Origin of the sequence: Trichocoleus sp. FACHB-262, from assembly GCF_014696035.1 — a bacterium.
Classification (GTDB): Bacteria; Cyanobacteriota; Cyanobacteriia; order FACHB-46; family FACHB-46; genus Trichocoleus.
In genome coordinates, this window is record NZ_JACJPK010000086.1 from 117,851 (window position 1) to 139,336 (window position 21,486).

Consider the following 21,486-nt stretch of genomic DNA (forward strand, 5'->3'; position numbering starts at 1 on the left):
AGTTATTAAGATTAGACATTTAACCTTTGCTAGCAACCAGACTCAGGGCACTTTCATTCTGATTTATGATGCCCTAAAAGTTACTGACAAGAACCAAAAGCACAGCCACTTTACATTTGTCTTTATATTTGCACTTGTGCTCTGCCAATCAAGCTCTGATTGAATAAGCTGCAATATGACTGGAAGCTGAAGCTCTGATTGCTGTTCGTTTTTAGAGTTTGTGCGATCGCCAACTCTAAGCAAATTAAGTTCTATTTTTCTGCTTAGTCAACTGCTGTTTTTACTACTTAGAAGCCAGCTATTACGGTATTAGTCAGTAGTTCAACTTAGGTTAAAGCTAAGTTGCAAGCCAATTTGTCGTATTTTTAAGATATGTTAAGCAAAAGATAATTAAAGTTTGAATAGGGAATTTATAACTTTAGTTGAAGTGAAGCTCAAGACAGGATAGAAACTAAGATTTGACTTATTTCGCAGCTTTTGAATCAGGCATCAGTCTGAACAACTCAAAGATTAAGCAAAGATTAAGTTTTTATTCTGTCTTTTTTTGATTTTGTTGTAGCTGAAAATCCAGCTTTTCTAATATATAACTACTATTTCACTGATAGCGATCGCCCCATCAATTGTGATGGTTACGCAGAACTTATGCCATCCTCTTCTCCAGATTCGATACATACTGTTCTAGTAGTAGATGATAGTGCTGTAATTCGAGACTTAATCCAGACAGCTTTATCGCCTAAATATCGGGTTCTGGCTTTGAGCAATGCGGTTGATGCGTTGGCAGCAATTTATCATGAGCAAATTTCCATTTTGCTACTAGATGTTTTGATGCCAGAAATTGATGGTTTAGAACTCTGCCGCACGATTCGAAATTTACCTCAATTCCATCAGCTACCTATCATTATGATAACGGCCAAGGATAGTCTCTTTGACAAGGTTCAAGGTAGGCTGGCGGGTGCAACTGAATACTTAACTAAACCTTTTAATGCTTGTCAGTTGCTCCAAACTATTGAAAGGCTGATTGAGATTAATTCACTCAAAAACTAAATTCTAGTAGCAGCACCCTAGGAACAGAGCTACTTCTGTTTAGAAATTATCAGTGAATGATAGATTTTATTAACTTTGAATTGATTGAATCTAATTGAGTCAGTGCAGAAGTATTACAGGTGGAAGAATGAGCAAAGTATTAGTGGTTGATGACCTACATAGCGAACTAGAGAGAATTTCTAGTGTTTTGCGGAGTGCTGGCATTGACGTAGTACAGGCTCACGATGGTGAAGAAGCCATTAAAAAACTACAAGAGCAAGAGCTACCTGACCTCGTAATCTTAGATGTGGTTATGCCGCGAATTAATGGTTTTGAAGTAATTCGTGAATTGCGTGAAGACGACAAAACCAAGAAGCTCCCGATCATTATATGTACTCAAAAAAATACTGACATTGACAAGATCTGGGGTATGGAGATTGGTGCAGATGCTTATGTGACTAAGCCTTTTGATTCAGGGCAATTGCTTAACATTGTGCAGCGCTTTTTGTGAATTCTGAGCTTTGGTAAATCTTTACTTGGACCCTATAGAAACTTCTATATTTCTGAATCCAGGTTAATTGTTTCAACATCCTTCAGAGTAGCTATTTGCAATGACTGTTCTCCCTGTACCTGCTATTGCTGCGCCTGCTACCGTTCAGCAGTTTCTTTTGTTTCGTCAAAAAGACAGCTATTTCGCGATTGAGTTGACTAAAGTCTGTGAAGTTCTCTTCTTAAAAGATCAATCACTAGCTTCAGTTCCTAATACTGCCTCTTTTATTTTGGGTTTAACTAACCTGCGAGGGGAAATTTTAGTGGTTGCAGATTTTGGTCGTTTGAGCAACATCGGATTAGTGGAATTGCAGCGAGCTCAGGGCCGAATTCTGGTTCTAGAAATTCCTGATCCACAAAATATGCAGTTGCTGCCATTACATGTGGGCGTAGCGGTATCTCAGGTTGAGGGAGTTGTCTCACTTCACCCAGATCAAATTGTTTCTGCTATGGACGTGAGCCCAGAGCTAGCTCCAGTGCTCAAAGGGTTATATGACTACGAGGGCCGCTTCTTGATGATTTTAGATGCAGAAGCGATCGCTCAATCCCAGCACTGGTAAGCATTTGCTTATTGACTGCCTGTTTGTTGACTGCCTGTTTACTGTCTACTGGTTATTTCTTTCCTCTAGAGGCTGCCCTCATGTCTGTTCATCCAAGTTTAGAAGCTGGTGTTCGTGCTCTTCAGGCGGGTCATTATCAAGAAGCGATCGCATTGCTGGAGCAAGTACAAGCAGACAATCCGCAAGATGCCAATCTTCACTACTGGCTCGCCCGTGCTTACCAGAGGGCAATATATGCCTCTGAGCATGCTACATCCTACAGTGCTATTCCTACGGCTCCGCCTCGGACTGTTTTCGAGCCTGCTGCTGAAGTGACAGAACCTCACGCTGCTCCAGATTCAGGCATCAATTCCAGCCGACTCCGAGATGAACTGCTAGCAGATGAACAACGCTTGATTTTGGCCCGCGAGCTAGGATTACTCAACCTCAACTACGTTGCAGCTCCGACTGCCTCTCAACCTGTGATGCTCGGTCACTCGCCAGAGCAGCCTCTAGGCTCGCCGCCGTTTGGCCGAAAAGTCATGATTACCGTTCTAAGTCTCAGCATTGTGCCTACATTGTTGCTGGGAATGCTAGCCATCGGAGCAACTACCTATTTCACCATCCAACCTGATGCAACTGCAGGGCAGCCATCCTGTTTAATCACATTAACGGTGGCAACAGGACTGATCGCAGCAGTCGCGGGCGCGATCGCCACAAGCCTATCTCGGCAAACGATTCACCCTTTATTTGCAGCCGCCGCTGTCGCCACAAAAATCAGCCAAGGAGATTTGAGCGCCCGTGTACCCGCCGCAGGCAACCAGGAAATTGTCACGCTAGGAGCTGGGGTCAATCACTTGGCAGAGCGAATCCAAGGCTTGGTGCAGCAGAATCAAGAGCAAGCACAGCGGCAGCAAAAAGAACAAACTCAATGGCAACGACAGGTTCATGCGATCGCTCAGACCGTACAGAACTTGGCGGCAGGCAAGCTAGATGCTCGCATCTCTAATGTTCAAGTCCCCAACTTTCTGCAAGAGCTAGGCGATCAAGTCAACTCAATGGGCGGTCGGCTAGAAACGTTAATTACAGAATTACGCAATCAACAGAAAGCCTTAGATGCCTCCGCGATCGTGTCAGTGACCGATCGCCAAGGACTCATTACTTACACTAATCAAAAATTTTCTGAGATCTCCGGCTACAGTCGGGAAGAACTGTCAGGCCAAAATCATCGGATTGTCAATTCTGGAACGCATTCCAAAGAATTCTTTACAGCGCTTTGGGCGACTATTGCCAATGGCAAAACATGGCGCGGCGAAATTAAAAATAAGCGCAAGGATGGCTCCTTCTATTGGGTGGATTCCACTCTTATGCCCCTATTTGATAGCAAAGGTAATATCTCTGGCTACATTGGGGTACGCTTTGACGTCACAGAACGCAAACAAGCAGAAGAACGCCTGCAAACCTTGGCATTAGCACAGGTAAGTCTAGTTCAAGAAATTAAAAATCGGCAAAATGTTCTAGACGAAGCCGCTATTGTGAGCGAAACCGATCGCAAAGGAAATATTACCTTTATCAATGACAAGTTCTGTGAGATCTCCGGCTATAGTCGCGAAGAACTACTAGGTCAGAATCACCGGATTGTCAATTCTAGCCATCATGCCAAACCCTTTTTTACTGAAATGTGGAGCCTGATTTCCAGTGGTCGAGTCTGGAAAGGCGAAATTAAAAATAAGCGCAAAGATGGAGCATTCTATTGGGTTGACTCCACGATTGCACCGATCTTTGATACTGACGGCAAAATCGTCAAATATATCGGCATTCGCTTCGATGTGACTGAGCGCAAGCAGGCTGAGGAACGTCTGGAAAAACAGGCTGAAGAGCGTAAATTCGAAGCAGATGCGATCACCCAACAAGTCGTCAATCTGCTGAATGAGATTAAAGGCGCTGCGAAGGGGGATTTAACCGTCAAGGCTCAAGTCACCAATGACTCTTTAGGAGCACTGGCCGATTCTTTTAACTACCTGATCAGCTCGCTGCGCAAGGTTGTCCTGAATATTCAATCTGCGGCTATTCAGGTGAATCAATCGACTACAGACTCGATCAACAACACGAATGAGTTAGCCCAGCAAGCCCGGACCCAAGCTTCTCAAATTGAAAGTACCCTGCGGCAAATTGAGCGACTGCTGAACTCTATCCAAGATGTTGCTGAAGCGGCAAATCGAGCCGAGCATGTGGCTAAACAAGCTGCTCAAACTGCAGAAATCGGTGGTGAAGCGGTCGATCGCACAGTCGATGGCATTAATGACCTCCGCCTCACGATTTCTGAGACCTCCAAAATGATGAAACGCTTGGGAGAAGGTTCGCAGCAAATCGGCAAGATTGTTACCTCTATTTCTCAGATTGCTTCCCAGACCAACCTCCTAGCCCTCAATGCCACGATTGAGGCAGCGCGAGCAGGAGAGCAAGGCAAAGGCTTTGCGGTCGTAGCCGAAGAAGTTCGCAAGCTCGCAGAACGTTCCGCTTCAGCCACTGAGGAAATTTCTGACATTGTCAGCACCATCCAAGACGAAATCAGCCGAGTTATGGCAGCGATGGAAGCAGGAACGCAGCAGGTAGTAGACGGAACCCTATTAGCCTCCGAAGCCAAAACTAATCTGAACGCCATTATTGACGTTAGTCGAGAAATTAATGGCTTGGTGCAGAACATTACCAAGGCGGCTCAGCGGCAGATAACTTCGGCTGAAGATATCTCTGGCACTATTCAGGAGGTGAGTGAGATCTCTACTAATACTGCCGAAAAAGCAGAGAACGTCACGGTGGCCTTGGATGGATTAGCCGTTGTCGTCAACAAACTGCAAAGCTCGGTCGCTAATTTCCGATCGCAGTAATGCTCAGGGAGTACCCACGTTTGCCCTAGTTGTGCCTCGTATGTCAGCCATTGGGATTAGGCGATGAATGCAAAGGATTTAGACAGGTTGATCGGTTGTTTCATAGCAGAAGCCCAAGAATTTCTCCAGATTCTAGAAACAAATTTGTTAGCGATCGAGTGCAATCCTCAAGCCCATCGTCGTTCAGAAGCCGTGAAGGAGCTATTCCGAGCCGCCCATTCTATTAAGGGTTCAGCCTTAATGTTTGGTTTTGAGGGTCTCTCCACAGCAGCGCACGGCCTGGAAGATTGTTTTGCTATTTTGCGCGATCGCGTTGATCTGGCTCAACTGAACTCTCCGACGATCACAGCTTTGCTACAGGGGGTAGATTGTCTCAAAACCATCACCAACAGCAACTTTCAGGGTAAAGCAGAATTTCTAGCTGAATTGCAGGCGATCGCTCAAATCAAAGCTCAGCTTGAAGCACGCTATCCCAAGGTGTTAGATACCGCTCTTTTGCCCCTGAATGCCCCTGCGAACTATGAAGTGATAAAGGCGATCTTTGAACACGAAATTCTGACGGTGCTGAATCAGTTGGAAGCTGAGTTATCTCAAGCTAGACCTGAAACGATCCCATCAGCGGTGGAGGTGCTGTCTAAGATTTATTACCAACTCTCCGGTGTGGCAGGTATGCTGCAACTGCCTGAGTTTGGTCGTGTTGCCGACACGTTGGAGGTGCTGCTCAGTTCACCAGAGTTATCCTTTGAGCAATTCCAGCAGCAAGGCTGGGCGATCGCGCAAAATCTCCAGACTGCTCGTCAGCAAATCTTAAATGGACAGCCGATTACGGTTTTACCGCAGGCAACCGCGATCGCCGTTCCCTCTCATCGTTCCGAACCCGATAATTTGTTACACGAGCGGTTCGGAGCTGAACCCAGCCAGTCCCAGCAACCACAGTCCTCAGATCAACTGCCAAGTCTCTTGGCGGAAAGTCACTTAGATCAGCCAACCGTGCCTATCCTGGGCCACACTGAGGCAGAGACTCCAGTTTTTGCTGAGGCATCTACCCCCATACCCAGTCCTAGTGCAGGCTCTACTTCATTCAATAGCTGGCAACGTCCGACGATTCGCATTGAAGTGGACCGCTTGACGGAACTGGTTAATTTGGTGGGAGAACTGGTGATTAACCGCACCAATTTGGAAGTCCAAGGAGGACAGTTACGCTCAGAAATCAAGCACATTCGGCGAGGCATGGCAGAGCTACACCAGTTTGGTGGCCAACTTAGAGAAGAATATGATCGTTTGAGTGTGGCTGACTGGCAAACTGCGATCGCGCCATCTGGTTTGTCACCTAGCCCCGCTAACTCACGCCGCTCTGCTCCATCGACATTCGACGCTTTAGAGCTAGACCAATATACTGAGTTTCATTCCAGAGCTCAGTCTGTGCTTGAGACTACCCATACGGTGGCTCAAACGGCTGACAAACTGGATGCTCTGGTTTTTACCTTTGACCAAAGTACCGAGCAACTCCGCCGCATTACCGAACAACTGCGATCGCGCGTGATGCAATTACGGGTAGTCCCCTTCAGCCGAGCGGTCGATCACTTACCCCGTGCCCTGCGAGAGCTGTGCTTGACCCATCACAAAGAAGTGAACTTACTGTTAGTGGGCCGAGACACCAAAATTGACGAAAGCTTATTAGATGCGTTGCGAGAGCCATTAGTTCAGTTATTACGGAACGCCCTTGACCACGGCATTGAACTACCTGAAGCTCGCGTGAATGCCGGGAAGCCACCTAGTGGTCAGATTGAAATTTCTGCTTTTCAACAAGGCGGTCAAACTATTGTTACCGTCACGGATGATGGCAAAGGCATTGATCCGGAAGCCATTCGTCAACAAATTGTTGCTAGAGGCCTTGTGCCTGCCGAACAAGTTCAGGATTTGTCCCTCGCCGAGCTGTACGACTTTCTATTTTGGTCAGGGTTTAGCACTACCAAAGATGTCACGAATCTTTCTGGGCGAGGGGTAGGACTGGATATTGTGCGCTCTAACCTGCGGCAAGCCCGAGGCACTGTGAAAGTTGATTCTCGACTAGGGCAAGGAACTAGCTTTATCTTGAAGTTGCCACTTATGCTCTCGATCGCCGAAGCCTTAATGGTGCGGATTGATCACAATACAGTGGCGGTGCCCTTAGACGCGATTGAGGAGATTCTGCACATTCAGGGCGATCAGGTGCAAATGGCTGGAAATCAGCCCATGATTCGTTGGCGTGGTGAATTTATCCGGTTGGTGCGGTTGCAAGATCTATTGCACTACCATCCGGCTGACTCAGATTTACCATCTCCAGATCCACTGACCCAAGACTTGATTCCTATCTTGGTCCTGAGTGCTGGAGAGGGCGTAGTAGCGATCGCGGTAGAAAGACTGATGGGGCAGCAAGAAATTGTAGTTAAACCAATTCCTGCGCCGCTTTCAAAACCTAAAGGCGTGGTGGGCAGCACCATCTTAGGAAATGGACAAGTAGCTGTCATCTTAGATATTGATGACCTGGTTGAACAGTTCAGTTACCAAACCAGCCAAGCGATCGCCATGAGCGACAAAAGCCCACAGATTTTAGCACCGGTGCCCGCGACCCAACCTCAAATTTTGGTGGTAGACGACTCCTACACGATTCGACAACTCCTGGCTTTGGCCCTAACGCGGGCGCGGTATCGAGTAGCGCAAGCCAAAGATGGCCAAGATGCGATCGAGCAACTCCAACAAGGGCTGCAATGCGATTGCATTATTGCTGATATTGAGATGCCTCGCATGGATGGGTTTGAGTTATTGCGATCGCTCAAATCCAATTCTCAATTTGCTCACATTCCTGTCGCGATGTTGACTTCTCGCAGCGGATCCAAACATAGAAAGTTGGCGCAGGAGTTAGGCGCGGCTCACTACTTCACTAAACCCTACAACGAAGCCCAAGTTCTAGAAGTGCTCGCCCAACTTTTAGCCGCTAGCCGGATAGCCCTTTGAAGTCTTGATATTGCTATGCCACCTACTCCTTATCACCGCAGGTTCCAGAAGCAGGTTTCCAGCCAGGCTCCTAACTTAACCGAAAAACTGATTGCCTTGCGATTTGGCAGTGAGCAATATGCCATTCCCATGCGCCAGGTTCAGTCCGTCTTGAACAACTTTACGGCTTACGGAGCGCTAGAAACAGGCCAAAGTTTGGTCATGCACAATCAAGGCATTGTCACCTTAATTGATAGCGCTACCCTGTTCCTGAGCCAGCAGGCGATCGCACCCTCACAATTCTTAGTTATCTGTCTGCTAGATAGTGGTGAACTTTTAGGCATTCCCACTTCCGAAATGCCCACCATTTTGGAGGCTGACCTGAGCAAACTAGCAACGCTGCCAATGGGGTACCGTCAGGGCCGTTTATCCCCAGCGATCGAAAAGCTGATCCCAGTCCCCGATAGCAGCGTGGTGTTTTACATCAATGTAGAACGGTTGTTACCTGTTGCTACCTACTAACTGCACCAGTTTCATGCGGGATAGATCCGCAAGCGCCGATTCGGTTCCTCTCCAAAGCTAGAAGACTTGAGATGATAGTGCTCTGCCAACTCATGTTGCATCTTCCGCACTTTGGACGATCGCGGCAACAACTCGACTGGCTGGCCTTTAGGAATCACGATTTGCTCAACTGCAAGCCTGGCTTCCTCTAGCGCCTCAATTTCGTCTTCATCACCATCACGGTAAAACAGACTTAGATCAGAGGCTTCAGGCACCGCCGGATCATCCATATCCAATAGGCGACGGAGAGAGCGAACAATCTGCGGCACCGTGTTGGCTTTGATTGTATGGATCGGCACATGGCGGCTCTTGGCCATACTTCTCAGCTTGGCATGGTTTTTGACATGCGATCGCAACGCTAAAACGGCATCGGCGCTGTCAATATCTTTTGTCAGCACGACAGGTAGATTCAGAGTTTGAATCACTTGGTCGAGTTGATGCCGACTAATGCCATAGGGATAGACATGCAAGGGCAGATCTTCACCATTAGGGCCTGTGGTGCGAGCGGAGATTTCACTAACAAAATCTGAACTGCTGCTACTAATGCCAAGGCTGCCTTGAGGCCAAGAGGCATCTAGTAATTGCTCAAACTCCTGGGCCGCCGGAGAACTATCTAATCGGTTGGTCAAGGCTGAGCGTCTAGCCGAGAAACTCTTTTCACCAAAACTAGGACTTGGCAGTGGCGTCATTTGTCCTGAAGCCCGCCAGCCCACGGCTCCTTTCGCAGCCGCAGCAAAGCGATTGGGGGGCAGTGGGTTTTCTGCGATCGCATTAGGCAATTCGTGGGTAATCACTACTGCGCCCGCTTCGTTCACCGTTCTGGTCTGAGGGTTAGGCTGGCGACCCCGCAGCAAACTGTCCACCGTCTCGGCAACATGCTCATGCACCACCCACTTTTGCCGCTCCAACATCTCTACTGCGATGTCGAAGGTCGGTGGCGCTTTGCGCTCCAGAACACTTTTCTGGCTGCCCCGCCGTCTGGCTTCCTCGTCGCCCAATGTGACTGACTGGATACCACCTACTAGGTCAGACAATGTGGGGTTTTTAATCAAGTTTTCAATCCGGTTGCCGTGAGCGGTGCCCACCAGTTGCACACCCCGTTCTGCGATCGTGCGGGCCGCTAGAGCTTCTAATTCCGTACCAATTTCATCAATCACGATGACTTCTGGCATGTGGTTTTCCACCGCCTCAATCATCACTTGGTGTTGAAGTTCGGGTCGAGCTACTTGCATCCGCCGTGCTCGTCCGATCGCGGGGTGAGGCACATCTCCATCACCTGCAATTTCATTCGAGGTGTCAATGATGACCACTCGTTTCTCTAGCTCATCTGCCAAAACCCTTGCAATTTCGCGGAGTGCAGTAGTTTTACCAACTCCGGGTCGCCCCAACATCAAAATGGAACGGCCACTTTCTACCAAATCTCGAATCATGCCAATGGTGCCAAAAATGGCTCGCCCGACTCGGCAGGTCAGACCAATGACTTCCCCTCGCCGATTGCGAATGGCACTAATTCGGTGCAGAGTTCGTTCAATCCCCGCGCGATTGTCTCCCCCGAAGTTTCCTACCCGCTCAATCGAGTACTGGAGGTCAGTTTGCGAGACGGGTGTTTCTGACAAGTACTCTGCTTTGCCTGGAAAACGTGCTTCTGGACGGCGGCCTATATCCATCACCACCTCAACCAAGCTCTCTTGGTCAGGATGCTGCTCTAAGCGCTGGCGGATCTCACTTGGCAATATATCTAGCAATTTACTGAGATCGTCTGTAATTTGCATGTTGTTCATCGTGACGTTTTCAGGCTCGATCGCTGCCATGTCTGCTGTCATATCTAAATCTGATGCGGGCTGCTGTTTCTGTTGGCTCGATGCAGCTAAAAGCGGGTCTACTGGACCCGGCAAACTTTCCTGATTGTCAAAAGAATTTGTCTCGTTCAGACTCACCATAGTGATTAAAAAAGTTGAATTAACAGCAGGCGCTTAGGAAAGCAAAGGTTGATTGAGAGCGGACGGCGTCTTGATTTGGCTCACCAAGGAGTGCGCTAAATCAACTGCGGGCCAAAGTAGGTGCGGTTGGCTTTCCAGGGGCAGGGATTGCACTGATTGAATTGGTTGCAGTGGTGCTTCGGCTAAGGCGATCGCTCCGGAAGATTGCCCGGTGACAGGCAGTTGCAAACTTTCTAGCTGCTCCAAAATTGGAGACAACAACACTCGTGCGTAACTACCATAGGCCACTCCAGCAATGTATCTCTGTAGGCTTGGGGAAGCTAGAAGCCCTAAGCTGTTTAGCTTCTCGACGGTATGACGGTTAGTTCCTCCTGCTAACTGCACAAATCCTGGCAAGTTGGCTGCCAACACTTTTTGGCCTAACTTGACGGCGGCACGGGTCGCACCGTCTCCAATATCACCACTCATGGGCCGACCATCCGTTTGCCAAACTAAAGCACAGGCTAGCGGCGAAACCGTTTGATAAATTGACCAGAGGTAGTCAATTAGGCCATCGCCATCCGGACAACTAATCGCTAGTAATTTGAGTTGTCCCGCCCAAGGAGCGATCGCCTGCCAAAGTCGCTGGAAATCAGCTAGCCGCCCTACTTGGGTGTGAATCTCTAGAGCATCTACGCCCGCTTGCAGTACTAAAGGGGCAATCGCTTCCGGAGTAAACACATGGGAGCGAGTCGTAATTTGCTGAATCGGACAAATGGGTAAACACCGTCCGCAACCATAGCAACGGGCATCTATAACTCCAGAAAATTGCTCCGGTTGGTTTTGCTGTGGTTGCTCAAAGACAATTGCTTGCGCGGGGCAAATCGTTTCGCAAGGCCGAGAACAGTCGGAAGGACATAAAGTTGGGTTAAATTCTGCTTTGCGGAAATGGGGATCTTCACCGTCATTTAGGCTCACCATCAGCCACGGGCGGCCCTGCCAAGCTAAAGAGGGATGCTGAGAGGCGATCGCAATGTCATCCGCTGTGTCTAAAGCTGCTTGGGCGATCGCGATTACCGCTGGGTCTGCGGCAACATCAATACAATCAGCACCAGCCAACGCGTAGGCTAAAGTTAAGTTTCGGACGGCAGGGAGATGTTGGAAACTGGCTCCGCAAATTAATTTAAACCAGCGTCCCTCCCTTAGAGAACGTAAGGGATGGTCAAAATTAGTCACACCTTCATGCTAATGCTCTCGCTGAGAAATGACGAGGCTCTAGACAAAATTTGATCCCCTGCCGCTAGGTTGGGGGCTGTTTGCAATCGAGTGAGGAATTGCCTGACTCTTGCTCATTCACCACATCTGCTGCTTTAAGAGATACTTCGCCGCCAACTCACGCCAAATCTGGTAGCGGTTTGCCTGACGATCGCCACCCAGCATCCTCAAAGGCAGATGCGGTGTGATTACAGTTTGTTAACAAACTACTGATCTGCTTCTAAAGCGGCTAAATAATCGATCGCGGCTTCCAGCTTAGAAGGGTATTGCTCAGCAAACTGGTTAAACCAAAGCCCTTCCGTAGACAACGGATCTAAGTTCTTTAACCAATCTTGGGCGGTGCGAGCCAAAGTATCTCGACGGGCTTGTTGCGCTTGAGCTTGACGCTGTTGTTCCGCCATTAATTGCTGCTGTTGAGCTTCCTGTGCGATCGCGTCCTGCACCTCGTACTGGCCTTTGACTTCTGCCAACAAGCTATCAAGCGGGTCTGGCTGCCGCCCAGAAGTTGGCTTTGCTGGAGGAGAGCTAGGTGGTAACGGGGATGGTGAGGCTGGCGGTGCAGGTGTTTCGCTGTATTGAGCTTTGACTTGTGCGAGTAACCGTTCGATCGAGTCCATATCGTTCTGCACTTCTAGTCATTAATGGCATTGAGCAACACTTCGCTCAAACTCATCTCCTCAATATCGGCAAAGGTGATCGCATCACAAATATCAAACTTCGCGCCTACCCCTGCGAGTTGATCATCTAAAGCTTGGAGAAATTTGGTGGCTTGGGGATCAGCACCAATTTGAATGAACGAAATGGCTAATTCTTCATCTCGCTCCATTTTGCGGGAGGCATCAACAATCACCTCCATAACCGCACGGCGATCGTCCGGTTCTCCATCTGTGATCACCAAAATAGTTTCGCCAGCGGGCTTTGTTTTCCCAGCGGCTTTGCGCTGAAAGTAATAATTGGTGGCATCTTGTAGCACTGCCGCCAAGTTGGTGGTTCCGGCGGGGTCGTTCTCTTGAAAGAGCTGTTCTACTTTGGCTGAAGTCACATCGTCATAGCGCTTGAAGCGGCCTGAGAACAGGTAAACCGTGATGCCATCCGGGTCAAACTGCTCACACTTGCGGGCCAGCGCCAAAGTAGACTCCTGTACTTCCATCCAACGACTGCGGCCACCTCTCTGATCTGGAGTGGACATACTGCCACTTTTATCCACGATGAGCGTATAGTCCCGATCTTTCACGACGTAAACCTCAATGCATCCGTGTTTTTCGTCCAGTCTAGAGGATGAAACCTCGCAGCGTCACGAGTAAAGACGCGAAAATTAGCAATTAGTCGGTTGGCTAAAAACTAATTGCTAAAAATTGGTTGCTAAAAACAAGTAGATGAACCGGTGCTGGAGTTAAACACCGAGCCAGCTTAAGCCGGAATCAAGGTTTCTTGCAAAGGCTGCCAGCGACAAACGCGATCGCCGCCGCGCTCTACGACTATCTTGACTCGCGGTTCCAGAGTTGGCAGCAGGGTCAGAAATTCTACTTCTTGGCGTGACAAAATATGACCTTCAATCAACCACAGCACCAAACCTTTGGCATGAGTGGGCAGGTTTTCTAGGTGATAGTTGATAACTGGCGGCGCAAAGTAAACTCGAATATCTTTTTTGCCCAGGTGAGGGGGACGAATACCATGAACTCCAGTCAGGTAACTTCCCAAGTCGCCTAACCCTTTCGCACTCATATGCACCGTCACATAGCCAGCGGCTCGTAAACGTCGCTGATAGCGGCCTTCAAAACCACCTTCCAAGGGCACATAGAACCCCAAAGAGCCTGACTTTTCTAAATCGCGAATTAGTTTGCCGCCATTTGCGATAAGTGCCATAAGTTTTATGCTTTACCCCGCTCAAAGTCCTATTGTGACTCACTCCACCACATGTGTGGCTGCGATCGCGCCCTTACTTTGGTAGAGAAACTGCTTAAATCTCTCACCTGCTTGTTCATTTTATCCTGTAGCTAGGTACTTATGCCGCCCAGTTCAAAAACCATGCAAGATCTAGAAAACTCGCAACCTTGGCCTCACCAAGATTGGTATCGCAACGATCTTACCCAAAGAAAAAGTTGGTATGGCGGAGTCGCCCAGGCATACGACCAAGCCAGGCCACGGTATCCCCAAGCTCTAATTCGGCGAGTCGTAGAGTTGGCGCAACTTCCCGCTGATGCCAAGATTTTGGAATTGGGGTGTGGTCCTGGCATCGCAACTAGGCCATTCGCTCAGCTAGGCTACTCAATGGTTTGTCTGGAGCCAAGCCAAGCTGCTTGTCAGTTAACTCAGCAACACTGTGCAGCCTATCCAAACATTGAGGTTCACAATACCTCCTTTGAAGAATGGCCATTAGAGGCTCAGGAGTTCCATGCGGTTCTGGCCGCGACTTCTTTCCACTGGATTGATCCTGAAATCAGACATGTCAAGGCTGCTGCTGCGCTGCGCGATCGCGGGTCTCTGATTTTGCTGTGGAACACACCTCCCCAGCCCAGCTACGAAATTTCTCAAGCATTAGAGGCGGTTTATCAAATTCATGCTCCGTCTCTAGCAGGCTATGAAGACCATGCATTCCATGCGGAGAACCTGAACCAAATTGCTCAACTGGTGATTGACTCAGGACAATTTCAGCACTTACTGTCCGAGCAGCTAATTTCCGAAGTCACCTACAGTATTGACAACTACCTGATGCTTTTGAGTACCTTATCCCCGTACATTGCTTTGGAACCACAGCAGCGGGAGGCTTTGTTTACAGATCTACAGGCAGTTCTAGAAGAAACCTGCGATGGTAATCTGCTGACTTCCTATCTTTCCGCATTCCATATTGCTCGAAAGGTTTGAGTTTTAAGGTTTAGCGCTTGATTGCTAGAAAGCACTTTTCTCTTGTAAGTTCACGAAGTGTCACACTGAATTTAGAGGATGAGTTGCAATATCAGCGCTTTGAAGTCGGTTATGTCCAAAAAGCAAAAGTTTCCTTATCTAGTTGGCTCCAAGTGGACAGCCCGACAAACCCAAATGGGATGGCGGCATTTTCAAGTCGTGAATCGTAAAAATGAAGGTCAATGGGTCTTTGCGGAAATGGTAGCGGCCTGTGACCCCAATGTTCGCTTTTGGCTCAATGCTAAACAACTCAAAAATCGTTCGATGTGGCAGGCGGGCTGGCAGTCTCTACAAGAACAAGGCTTTGAATCAACTGAAACCGAGCCCCTAGAGACGGTAATTTACCCAACTTAGTTTTGGGCGGATCACCGCCTGTCTTCCCTTCGTTAGACAGAGCCAGCTTCACGGAAATTTATTTAGGCTGAGAGGTGGCTTTGTTGGGAAGGCGCTGCTGTGAATCAGAGTGTTTCAGGGTAGTCCATCAGGATAGCCAAAGCTGGAGTAGATAGTAGGAGCGAAGCGTGGAAACCAAACAGCTGGGCAATACAGATATTACGATTAGTGCGATCGGTTTGGGTGGCATGCCGATGTCCTTGAGCGATCGCCCCGCTGAAGTGCAAGCCATTACTACCATTCATCGAGCCTTGGATCTGGGCGTGACCCTCATCGATACGGCAGACTCTTACTGCAAAGATGAATCTGATAAGCATCATAATGAACGGCTGATTCACAAAGCGCTCCAGCAGTATGACGGCGAGAAAAGTAACGTCAAAGTTGCGACAAAGGGTGGCTTGATGCGCCCCAATGGGTCTTGGACTCGTAATGGCGACCCAGAGCACCTGCGAGAGACGATTCGAGCCAGTTTTGAGGCGTTAGGGGGTGAGCAACCGATCGACCTCTGGCAGTACCACGCTCCTGACCCCAACTACAGCATCGAAGCATCGCTCACGCCTGTCAAAGAAGCGGTGGAGCAAGGTTTGATCCATTTCGTGGGGGTTTCCAACTTCTCGGTCGAGCAAATCAAACAAGCCCGCCAGGTAGTGGATGTGGTTTCGGTGCAGAACCAGTACAACCCCTGGTATCGCCAACCAGAGACGGATGGGGTTTTGGAGTACTGCGAGCAAGAGCAGCTCACCTTTATCCCCTGGAGTCCTTTAGGCGGTAGTCGGCGATTTGGGAAATTGCAAGATATTCCGGCGATCGCCCAACTCGCTCAGTCCCACAACGCTTCTGTTTACTGCATCGTGTTGGCTTGGTTACGCGCTAAGTCTCCCTGTGTGGTTCCCATTCCTGGCGCGAGCAAACCTTCTAGCATCGAAAACTCTGTACAAGCGATCGAGGTGCAACTGTCAGCAGCAGACATCACGGCGATCGATCGCGCCACAGCTAGTTAAGCCTCTTATGCAGCTAAGCCTCTGATTTCAGCCAGAATACGGCCATATTTCGCAGCAAACGCTGTTGTTGTCAGCCTAGCAGCGGTGAAACGATGGTAATAAAGCTGCGGAGCTGACCTCCTAAAGTTGCTTAGCGTCTGGATTCATGCTTTATTTCCCTGAGACCCTGCTCAGCTCGTCTGGTGGGCGCTTGGTTGCTCTTGCGACTGGGCTGACTTTCTTTGCTGCTAGCGCACGTTGGCTGAGCGCTAGGGTAGCTACGGCGATCGCCCGTGTTCTAACTAACCCATCACCTCAAACCCCAACCATTCCAGACGAGTGGCACCCAGACGAGTGGCACCCGTTTCAGCAAGCTCCTCTCGCCGCGATCGCCTGGAATGTACATGGTGAGATCACTCACTGGAATCACAGTGCAGCTCAAGTCTTTGGTTACAGCCCTCGGGAAGCGATCGGTCGGCAAGCAGCTTTAATCGTCCCTAGCCACATCAAGGCTTATGCCAATCAAGTTTGGCATGACTTGATTAACCAACGCGGTGGCACTCGCAGTATCAACGAGAATGTGACGCAAGATGGCAGAACGATTATTTGTGAGTGGTTCAATGCGCCGCTACTAGACGCAAAAGGGCAGGTGCTTGGGGCCATTTCTTTCGTGCAGGATATTACAGAACGCACGCAGGTTGAGAAGCAACTGCTGCAAAGTGCTTTTTTTGATAGCTTGACTGGCTTGCCCAATCGCGCTTTCTTTAGCGATCGCCTGCACCAAGCAGCCACCAAAGTCAGCCGCCAATCTGATGGTTGCTTTGCCGTTCTTTTTCTCGACCTAGACCGCTTCAAAGTGGTGAATGACAGTCTGGGACATTTATTCGGCGACCAGTTGCTGGTTGAAGTCGCCCAACGATTGCAAGCTTGCTTACGTATAGGCGACACGCTAGCTCATCTGGCTGGAGATGAGTTTGCGATTCTACTAGAGCACATTCAAGACATCAACGATGCGACCTGCGTAGCAAGGCAGATTCAAGAAGCCATCAAGATGCCTTTTATGCTCAACGGCCATGAGGTGTTTACCACCATTAGTATTGGCATCGCCCTCAGCACGATTGATTACGAAAAGCCAGATAACCTGCTGCGAGATGCAGATACAGCCATGTATCGCGCCAAAGCTTTGGGCAAAGCTCAGTACGAAGTCTTTACTTTGGCCATGCACGATCATGCTGTCACACTGCTGCAACTCGAAAACGACCTGCGACGAGCGATTCAGCGACAAGAGTTTTTGGTGCATTACCAACCAATTGTTTCACTGCGAAACAGCAAAGTGATTGGATTTGAAGCTTTAGTCCGTTGGCAGCATGCTACCAGAGGCCTCATCTCTCCAGCGGAATTTATTCCGGTTGCTGAAGAAACGAACTTAATTGTGCCCATCGGATGGTGGGTACTAGAAGCCGCTTGCCAGCAGATGCGGTCTTGGCAACTGCAATTTCCCACGACAGCGACTTGGACAATGAGCGTGAATCTCTCTGGGAAGCAAATTGCCCAACCTGATCTAGTAGAACGGATTCGTCAAATTCTGACGGCAACGGGTTTGAGCCCTCGCAACTTGAAATTAGAAATTACCGAGAGCGTGCTCATGCAGAATCCTGAGGCGACCACAGCCCTCTTTTTACAACTGCAAGCCCTAGGAATTCGGCTATCAATTGACGATTTCGGGACAGGTTATTCCTCGTTAGCCTATCTGCATCACTTTCCCATCGACACCTTGAAGATCGATCGCTCGTTTGTAACGAGTGTGGATACAGATGCCGAGAAGTTAGCCATTATTCGCACCATTGTTACCCTAGCCTGGAACCTAGGGATGGATGTAATTGCCGAGGGTGTGGAAACAGCGAAGCAGTTAGCTCAACTCAAAGCCTTAAAGTGTGAAGCGGGACAAGGTTACTTGTTTGCCAAGCCTATGAGTGGTGAGGCAGCAACGGCCTTCATCCAAGCTCATTGCTACCGCGTCACCCGCAAATCTAGTTGAGATATTTGGCGATCGTGTTTTCCTAGCGCACCACCGTAAACGGAAACCGCACAGCGGCCTTAGTGTCATCGACAGAGCCAGTCAACTCTTTGGTCTCTCCTTGGACTAGCACGGTTAAGGTAAAGGGAACTGGCCCCGAAGCCGCACAGCGCCGATATAACCGTGCCTCGACTGTGTACTTACCTGCTGGCGACCCACCTGTGGGCCAAAAAATATTTTCAACGGGTTTAGCGACAGGCTTGATGCAGTCAGCATTGGCATCTACATCCTGCTGTCCCCCGGAACGAATACGAGGATTTTTGTAGAACACGGTCTGACCACTGGGGTCAGTAACGGCCAAGTCTAAGTCATCCACCGTTTCCCAGCGCAACGTGGCTTGAATATCGCCAGTGCCCAACTCTGGTTCTTGCCCTCCCGTCACACAAAACACATCTAAGTTGATCAACCGCCCCGAATCAGTCTTCATATAGCAAGCTAAGCTCGGTTCCCTGCTAGGTTTTGCTAGCGGATACCCAAATTGCTTGGTTGGCGATGGATTCGCAAAGCTAGGAGCAGCAAACCCTAAAGCCAAAATCAGTGAGACTGCCGTTGGGCGAATGAGTTGCAACATGGTGCTAGGTAGATTGAGAAATGGCGAATGAGGATGCTTATAGAGTTCCCTAGCTAGAAAGAAAAATCAGAAGGTAGCTGCTAGAGGTTAAGCCAGAGGTTAGGCCAGAAGTTAGAGCAGAGGTAGGGCGATCGCACTTCCGTGTCCAAGGCACAATGGGAAAGGGCGTTCCTTCGGGTATTGAATCGGGTATGTCTATCATCGTGGCTGAAGACCTGAGCAAGGTCTATCCTGTAGCGGTCAAAGAGCCAGGTCTGAAGGGGACATTGCTTCACTTCGTGCGGCGTAACTACCGCTTGGTGCAAGCAGTACAGCAAGTTTCGTTTCAGATAGAAGCGGGTGAAGTAGTTGGTTTTTTGGGAGCTAACGGTGCTGGCAAAACTACCACACTCAAAATGCTCACCGGGTTGATTCACCCTTCATCGGGACAAGTGCGGGTGGCGGGGCAGGTACCGTTTCGGCGTGAGGCCAGCTTTCTGCAAAACATCACGCTAGTCATGGGTCAAAAGCAACAACTGATCTGGGACTTGCCAGCGCTGGATTCTCTGCGGATCAATGCTGCGGTTTATGGCATCTCCGACAAAGAACTCCAGTATCGCATTGGCGAGTTGGCCGAGATGTTGTCTCTGCAAGCCAAGCTAACCCAACCTGTCCGGAAGCTGTCTCTTGGTGAACGGATGAAAGCGGAACTTCTGGCAGCTTTGCTCCACCATCCTCAAGTTTTGTTTTTAGACGAACCCACTTTAGGCTTGGATGTCAACGCTCAGGTGAGTGTACGGGACTTTTTGCGGGAATATAATCAGCGCTATGGAGCCACTGTGCTGCTGACCAGTCACTACATGGCAGACATCACAGCGCTGTGTAAGCGGGTGTTGGTGATTCATCAGGGACAGTTGATTTACGACGGTAGCTTAGAAGGGCTGTCGGAACGCTTTGCCCCTTGCCGTGAAGTCAAAGTGGAATTGGCTCAACCCAAGTCCAAAGCGGAGTTGTTGAGTTACGGGGACATTGAGGCAGTAGATGGCCGCATGGTTCGATTCGTCGTACCTCAAGAGTCTTTAACCCGTACAGTGGCTCGGATTCTCGCGGAACTAGAGGTGGTAGATCTAGCGGTGACAGACCCTCCGATCGAAGAAGTGATCGGTCAGTTGTTCCGGGCAGGAGTGGCGGTATGAGGAGAGCCTGGAAAATTACTCAAGCTTTGCTCTCGGTTTACTACGCTTATATGTTGGAGTACCGAGCGGAGCTGCTGTTGTGGGCTTTGTCGGGTTCCTTGCCCCTGATATTGATGGGAGTTTGGATTCAAGCAGCTCAAGGCGGACAGTTGAGCTTGTCTCCTATCGATTTTGTGCGCTATTTTCTGGCCGTGTTTATCGTGCGGCAGATCACGGTCGTTTGGGTGATTTGGGAGTTTGAGAAAGAAGTGGTGGAAGGCAAGCTTTCACCCCGACTCTTGCAGCCGCTTGATCCGGTTTGGCATCATGTCACTGCTCACGTATCCGAAAGATTGGCGCGTTTGCCCTTTGTCGGTGGGCTAATTATTTTATTTTTCCTGCTCTATCCGCAAGCGGCCTGGATTCCACCCGTAAGCAATATTTTGTTGTTTAGCTTAGCGACTGCGATCGCCTTTGCTCTGCGTTTTCTGATTCAGCATACCTTTGCTTTATTCGCCTTTTGGATCGAACGAGCCAGTGCGATCGAGCAGTTCTGGTTTTTGCTTTATCTTTTTTTATCCGGTTTGGTGGCACCGCTAGAGATGTTTCCACCCGCAGTTCGCAACGTGGTTCTGTGGACGCCGTTTCCTTACATGGTTCACTTTCCTGCCAGCTTACTCGTGGGACTGCCAGTGAATTTCGGCCAAGGATGTTTAGTCATGGCAGGTTGGGGTTTGCTGTTTTTAGGGCTGAATCGTTGGCTGTGGAGACAAGGGCTGAAGCAGTATTCGGGGATGGGGGCTTAGGGAGGGTGAGGAGTGAGGAGTTAGAAGGAAGGGCGAAGGATGAGGGAGGAAGGATGAAAAAAGAAGAGAGGATCAAGGAGAAAGGGATACAGCGTTATGGGCGGGTGTTGCGGTTGTTTTGGGGAACGGCGATCGCGGCGGAGATGGAGTATCGGCTCAACTTTGTGCTGTCGGCTTTGACGAGTTTGGGCAACTTGATTGGTAGTTTGTTTGGGCTGTTTTTGTTTTACCGTACAGGCTACACCTTTGAAGGTTGGTCTTGGGCAGAAGCTTTGGTGGTGTTGGGCGTGTTCACGGTGCTGCAGGGCTTTTCTAGTACCTTTCTCGGCCCCAACTTAAACCACATTGTGCAGCATGTGCAGCAAGGCACGTTGGATTTCGTCCTGTTGAAACCGATTAACAGTCAGTTTTGGCTCTCAACCCGTACTATTTCTCCTTGGGGCTTACCGGATATCTTTTTTGGTTGCTTGGTGATTGGCTATGCGGGGCGGCAGTTGGGAATTGAAACTCCTGCTTATTTCCTTGGTGCAGTGCCATTGTGCTTCGGGTTTATCAGCCTCTACAGCTTGTGGTTTATGTTGGGAGCCACGAGTATCTGGTTTGTCAAAATCTATAACGTCACCGAGGTTTTGCGCGGTTTATTAGAAGCGGGCCGTTATCCAATGGTGGCTTATCCCGTCGCTTACCGATTTTTCTTTACCTTTATCGTGCCTGTGGCGTTTCTGACCACCATTCCTTCCGAAGCCCTACTAGGCCGAGTAGAACTCGTTTGGTTGCTGGGAGCAGGCTTGTTAGCCTTAGCTTTGTTCTTAGTCTCGCGGATGTTTTGGCAGTTTGCTCTGCGCTTCTATACGAGTGCATCTAGTTAAGC

20 protein-coding genes are annotated in these 21,486 nt (G+C 49.3%); 14 read left to right on the forward strand and 6 right to left on the reverse strand.

The genetic code is table 11. The features are described 5' to 3' along the window. The first annotated feature begins 642 nt into the window (after positions 1-642). From H6F68_RS18040 to H6F68_RS18065, 6 genes are all read left to right on the forward strand, one after another. Positions 643-1,044, forward strand: coding sequence for a response regulator transcription factor (locus tag H6F68_RS18040; RefSeq protein ID WP_190561118.1), 402 nt, complete (start codon positions 643-645; stop codon positions 1,042-1,044). Positions 1,045-1,171: 127 nt separating this feature from the next. Further along, positions 1,172-1,534: a response regulator transcription factor gene (locus H6F68_RS18045; protein ID WP_190561120.1), complete on the forward strand. Its 363-nt coding sequence runs from the start codon at positions 1,172-1,174 to the stop codon at positions 1,532-1,534. A gap of 100 nt (positions 1,535-1,634) precedes the next feature. After that, positions 1,635-2,132, forward strand: a complete 498-nt coding sequence (locus tag H6F68_RS18050; protein ID WP_190561122.1) for a chemotaxis protein CheW — start codon at positions 1,635-1,637, stop codon at positions 2,130-2,132. Between the two features lie 80 nt (positions 2,133-2,212). Then, the gene (locus H6F68_RS18055) at positions 2,213-4,999 is read left to right on the forward strand and encodes a PAS domain S-box protein (protein ID WP_190561124.1); all 2,787 of its coding nucleotides are present in this window, start codon (positions 2,213-2,215) and stop codon (positions 4,997-4,999) included. 63 nt (positions 5,000-5,062) lie between these two features. Continuing rightward, the gene (locus H6F68_RS18060) at positions 5,063-7,996 is read left to right on the forward strand and encodes a chemotaxis protein CheW (protein WP_190561126.1); all 2,934 of its coding nucleotides are present in this window, start codon (positions 5,063-5,065) and stop codon (positions 7,994-7,996) included. Positions 7,997-8,011: 15 nt separating this feature from the next. Then, positions 8,012-8,497: a chemotaxis protein CheW gene (locus H6F68_RS18065; RefSeq protein ID WP_190561128.1), complete on the forward strand. Its 486-nt coding sequence runs from the start codon at positions 8,012-8,014 to the stop codon at positions 8,495-8,497. A gap of 11 nt (positions 8,498-8,508) precedes the next feature. On the opposite strand, the gene H6F68_RS18070 is transcribed toward H6F68_RS18065, so the two are convergent. Both H6F68_RS18070 and ldpA read right to left on the reverse strand, forming a co-directional pair. Next, the gene (locus H6F68_RS18070) at positions 8,509-10,476 is read right to left on the reverse strand and encodes a R3H domain-containing nucleic acid-binding protein (protein ID WP_399314416.1); all 1,968 of its coding nucleotides are present in this window, start codon (positions 10,474-10,476) and stop codon (positions 8,509-8,511) included. A 33-nt stretch (positions 10,477-10,509) separates the two neighbouring features. Beyond that, positions 10,510-11,691, reverse strand: a complete 1,182-nt coding sequence (gene ldpA, locus H6F68_RS18075; protein ID WP_190561130.1) for a circadian clock protein LdpA — start codon at positions 11,689-11,691, stop codon at positions 10,510-10,512. An 80-nt stretch (positions 11,692-11,771) separates the two neighbouring features. Here ldpA and H6F68_RS18080 point away from each other — a divergent pair, with 80 nt between their 5' ends. Continuing rightward, positions 11,772-11,918 carry a hypothetical protein gene (locus H6F68_RS18080; protein ID WP_190561132.1) on the forward strand — a complete coding sequence of 49 codons (147 nt, stop codon included), beginning with the start codon at positions 11,772-11,774 and terminating at the stop codon, positions 11,916-11,918. Positions 11,919-11,936: 18 nt separating this feature from the next. Here the strand turns inward: H6F68_RS18080 and H6F68_RS18085 are convergent, their stop codons facing one another. From H6F68_RS18085 to ndhN, 3 genes are all read right to left on the reverse strand, one after another. Then, positions 11,937-12,347 (reverse strand): salt stress protein, Slr1339 family, encoded by a 411-nt coding sequence (locus H6F68_RS18085; protein WP_190561134.1) that lies wholly within the window; start codon positions 12,345-12,347, stop codon positions 11,937-11,939. A gap of 14 nt (positions 12,348-12,361) precedes the next feature. After that, positions 12,362-12,964 carry a VWA domain-containing protein gene (locus tag H6F68_RS18090; RefSeq protein ID WP_190561136.1) on the reverse strand — a complete coding sequence of 201 codons (603 nt, stop codon included), beginning with the start codon at positions 12,962-12,964 and terminating at the stop codon, positions 12,362-12,364. A gap of 176 nt (positions 12,965-13,140) precedes the next feature. Further along, positions 13,141-13,596, reverse strand: coding sequence for an NAD(P)H-quinone oxidoreductase subunit N (ndhN, locus tag H6F68_RS18095; protein WP_190432127.1), 456 nt, complete (start codon positions 13,594-13,596; stop codon positions 13,141-13,143). A 141-nt stretch (positions 13,597-13,737) separates the two neighbouring features. Between ndhN and H6F68_RS18100 the strand changes: the two genes are divergently transcribed. The 4 genes from H6F68_RS18100 to H6F68_RS18115 all read left to right on the forward strand — a co-directional run bounded on the left by H6F68_RS18100 (position 13,738) and on the right by H6F68_RS18115 (position 18,045). Beyond that, the gene (locus tag H6F68_RS18100; protein ID WP_242065562.1) at positions 13,738-14,595 is read left to right on the forward strand and encodes a class I SAM-dependent methyltransferase; all 858 of its coding nucleotides are present in this window, start codon (positions 13,738-13,740) and stop codon (positions 14,593-14,595) included. 111 nt (positions 14,596-14,706) lie between these two features. Beyond that, a complete protein-coding gene (locus tag H6F68_RS18105) occupies positions 14,707-14,988 on the forward strand; it encodes a TIGR02450 family Trp-rich protein (RefSeq protein ID WP_190561138.1) in 282 nt (93 codons plus the stop codon). Between the two features lie 167 nt (positions 14,989-15,155). Beyond that, positions 15,156-16,028, forward strand: coding sequence for an aldo/keto reductase (locus tag H6F68_RS18110; protein ID WP_190561140.1), 873 nt, complete (start codon positions 15,156-15,158; stop codon positions 16,026-16,028). A gap of 145 nt (positions 16,029-16,173) precedes the next feature. Further along, positions 16,174-18,045, forward strand: coding sequence for a bifunctional diguanylate cyclase/phosphodiesterase (locus H6F68_RS18115; protein WP_190561142.1), 1,872 nt, complete (start codon positions 16,174-16,176; stop codon positions 18,043-18,045). 22 nt (positions 18,046-18,067) lie between these two features. Here the strand turns inward: H6F68_RS18115 and H6F68_RS18120 are convergent, their stop codons facing one another. Continuing rightward, the gene (locus H6F68_RS18120; protein ID WP_190553851.1) at positions 18,068-18,655 is read right to left on the reverse strand and encodes a hypothetical protein; all 588 of its coding nucleotides are present in this window, start codon (positions 18,653-18,655) and stop codon (positions 18,068-18,070) included. Positions 18,656-18,846: 191 nt separating this feature from the next. On the opposite strand from H6F68_RS18120, the gene H6F68_RS18125 reads away from it, so the two are divergent. From H6F68_RS18125 to H6F68_RS18135, 3 genes are read left to right on the forward strand one after another with little or no spacing between them, the layout of a single operon-like run. Next, positions 18,847-19,830: an ATP-binding cassette domain-containing protein gene (locus H6F68_RS18125; protein WP_190432121.1), complete on the forward strand. Its 984-nt coding sequence runs from the start codon at positions 18,847-18,849 to the stop codon at positions 19,828-19,830. Next, on the forward strand, positions 19,827-20,615 hold the full coding sequence (locus H6F68_RS18130; protein WP_190432120.1) for an ABC-2 family transporter protein: 789 nt from the start codon (positions 19,827-19,829) through the stop codon (positions 20,613-20,615). Before H6F68_RS18125 ends, H6F68_RS18130 begins: the two co-directional genes overlap by 4 nt. A 53-nt stretch (positions 20,616-20,668) precedes the next feature. Then, positions 20,669-21,484 (forward strand): ABC transporter permease, encoded by an 816-nt coding sequence (locus tag H6F68_RS18135; protein ID WP_199300158.1) that lies wholly within the window; start codon positions 20,669-20,671, stop codon positions 21,482-21,484. The last annotated feature ends 2 nt before the right edge of the window (positions 21,485-21,486 follow it).

Excerpts from the sequence above, each read along its gene's own strand:
- H6F68_RS18120 (WP_190553851.1), bottom strand. The coding sequence starts at position 18,655 with ATGTTGCAACTCATTCGCCCAACGGCAGTCTCACTGATTTTGGCTTTA.
- H6F68_RS18045 (WP_190561120.1), top strand. The coding sequence starts at position 1,172 with ATGAGCAAAGTATTAGTGGTTGATGACCTACATAGCGAACTAGAGAGA.
- H6F68_RS18125 (WP_190432121.1), top strand. The coding sequence starts at position 18,847 with ATGTCTATCATCGTGGCTGAAGACCTGAGCAAGGTCTATCCTGTAGCG.
- H6F68_RS18100 (WP_242065562.1), top strand. The coding sequence starts at position 13,738 with ATGCCGCCCAGTTCAAAAACCATGCAAGATCTAGAAAACTCGCAACCT.
- H6F68_RS18135 (WP_199300158.1), top strand. The coding sequence starts at position 20,669 with ATGAAAAAAGAAGAGAGGATCAAGGAGAAAGGGATACAGCGTTATGGG.
- H6F68_RS18065 (WP_190561128.1), top strand. The coding sequence starts at position 8,012 with ATGCCACCTACTCCTTATCACCGCAGGTTCCAGAAGCAGGTTTCCAGC.
- H6F68_RS18050 (WP_190561122.1), top strand. The coding sequence starts at position 1,635 with ATGACTGTTCTCCCTGTACCTGCTATTGCTGCGCCTGCTACCGTTCAG.
- H6F68_RS18055 (WP_190561124.1), top strand. The coding sequence starts at position 2,213 with ATGTCTGTTCATCCAAGTTTAGAAGCTGGTGTTCGTGCTCTTCAGGCG.
- H6F68_RS18085 (WP_190561134.1), bottom strand. The coding sequence starts at position 12,347 with ATGGACTCGATCGAACGGTTACTCGCACAAGTCAAAGCTCAATACAGC.
- ndhN (WP_190432127.1), bottom strand. The coding sequence starts at position 13,596 with ATGGCACTTATCGCAAATGGCGGCAAACTAATTCGCGATTTAGAAAAG.
- H6F68_RS18060 (WP_190561126.1), top strand. The coding sequence starts at position 5,063 with ATGAATGCAAAGGATTTAGACAGGTTGATCGGTTGTTTCATAGCAGAA.
- H6F68_RS18105 (WP_190561138.1), top strand. The coding sequence starts at position 14,707 with ATGTCCAAAAAGCAAAAGTTTCCTTATCTAGTTGGCTCCAAGTGGACA.
- H6F68_RS18130 (WP_190432120.1), top strand. The coding sequence starts at position 19,827 with ATGAGGAGAGCCTGGAAAATTACTCAAGCTTTGCTCTCGGTTTACTAC.
- H6F68_RS18040 (WP_190561118.1), top strand. The coding sequence starts at position 643 with ATGCCATCCTCTTCTCCAGATTCGATACATACTGTTCTAGTAGTAGAT.
- H6F68_RS18070 (WP_399314416.1), bottom strand. The coding sequence starts at position 10,476 with ATGGTGAGTCTGAACGAGACAAATTCTTTTGACAATCAGGAAAGTTTG.
- H6F68_RS18115 (WP_190561142.1), top strand. The coding sequence starts at position 16,174 with ATGCTTTATTTCCCTGAGACCCTGCTCAGCTCGTCTGGTGGGCGCTTG.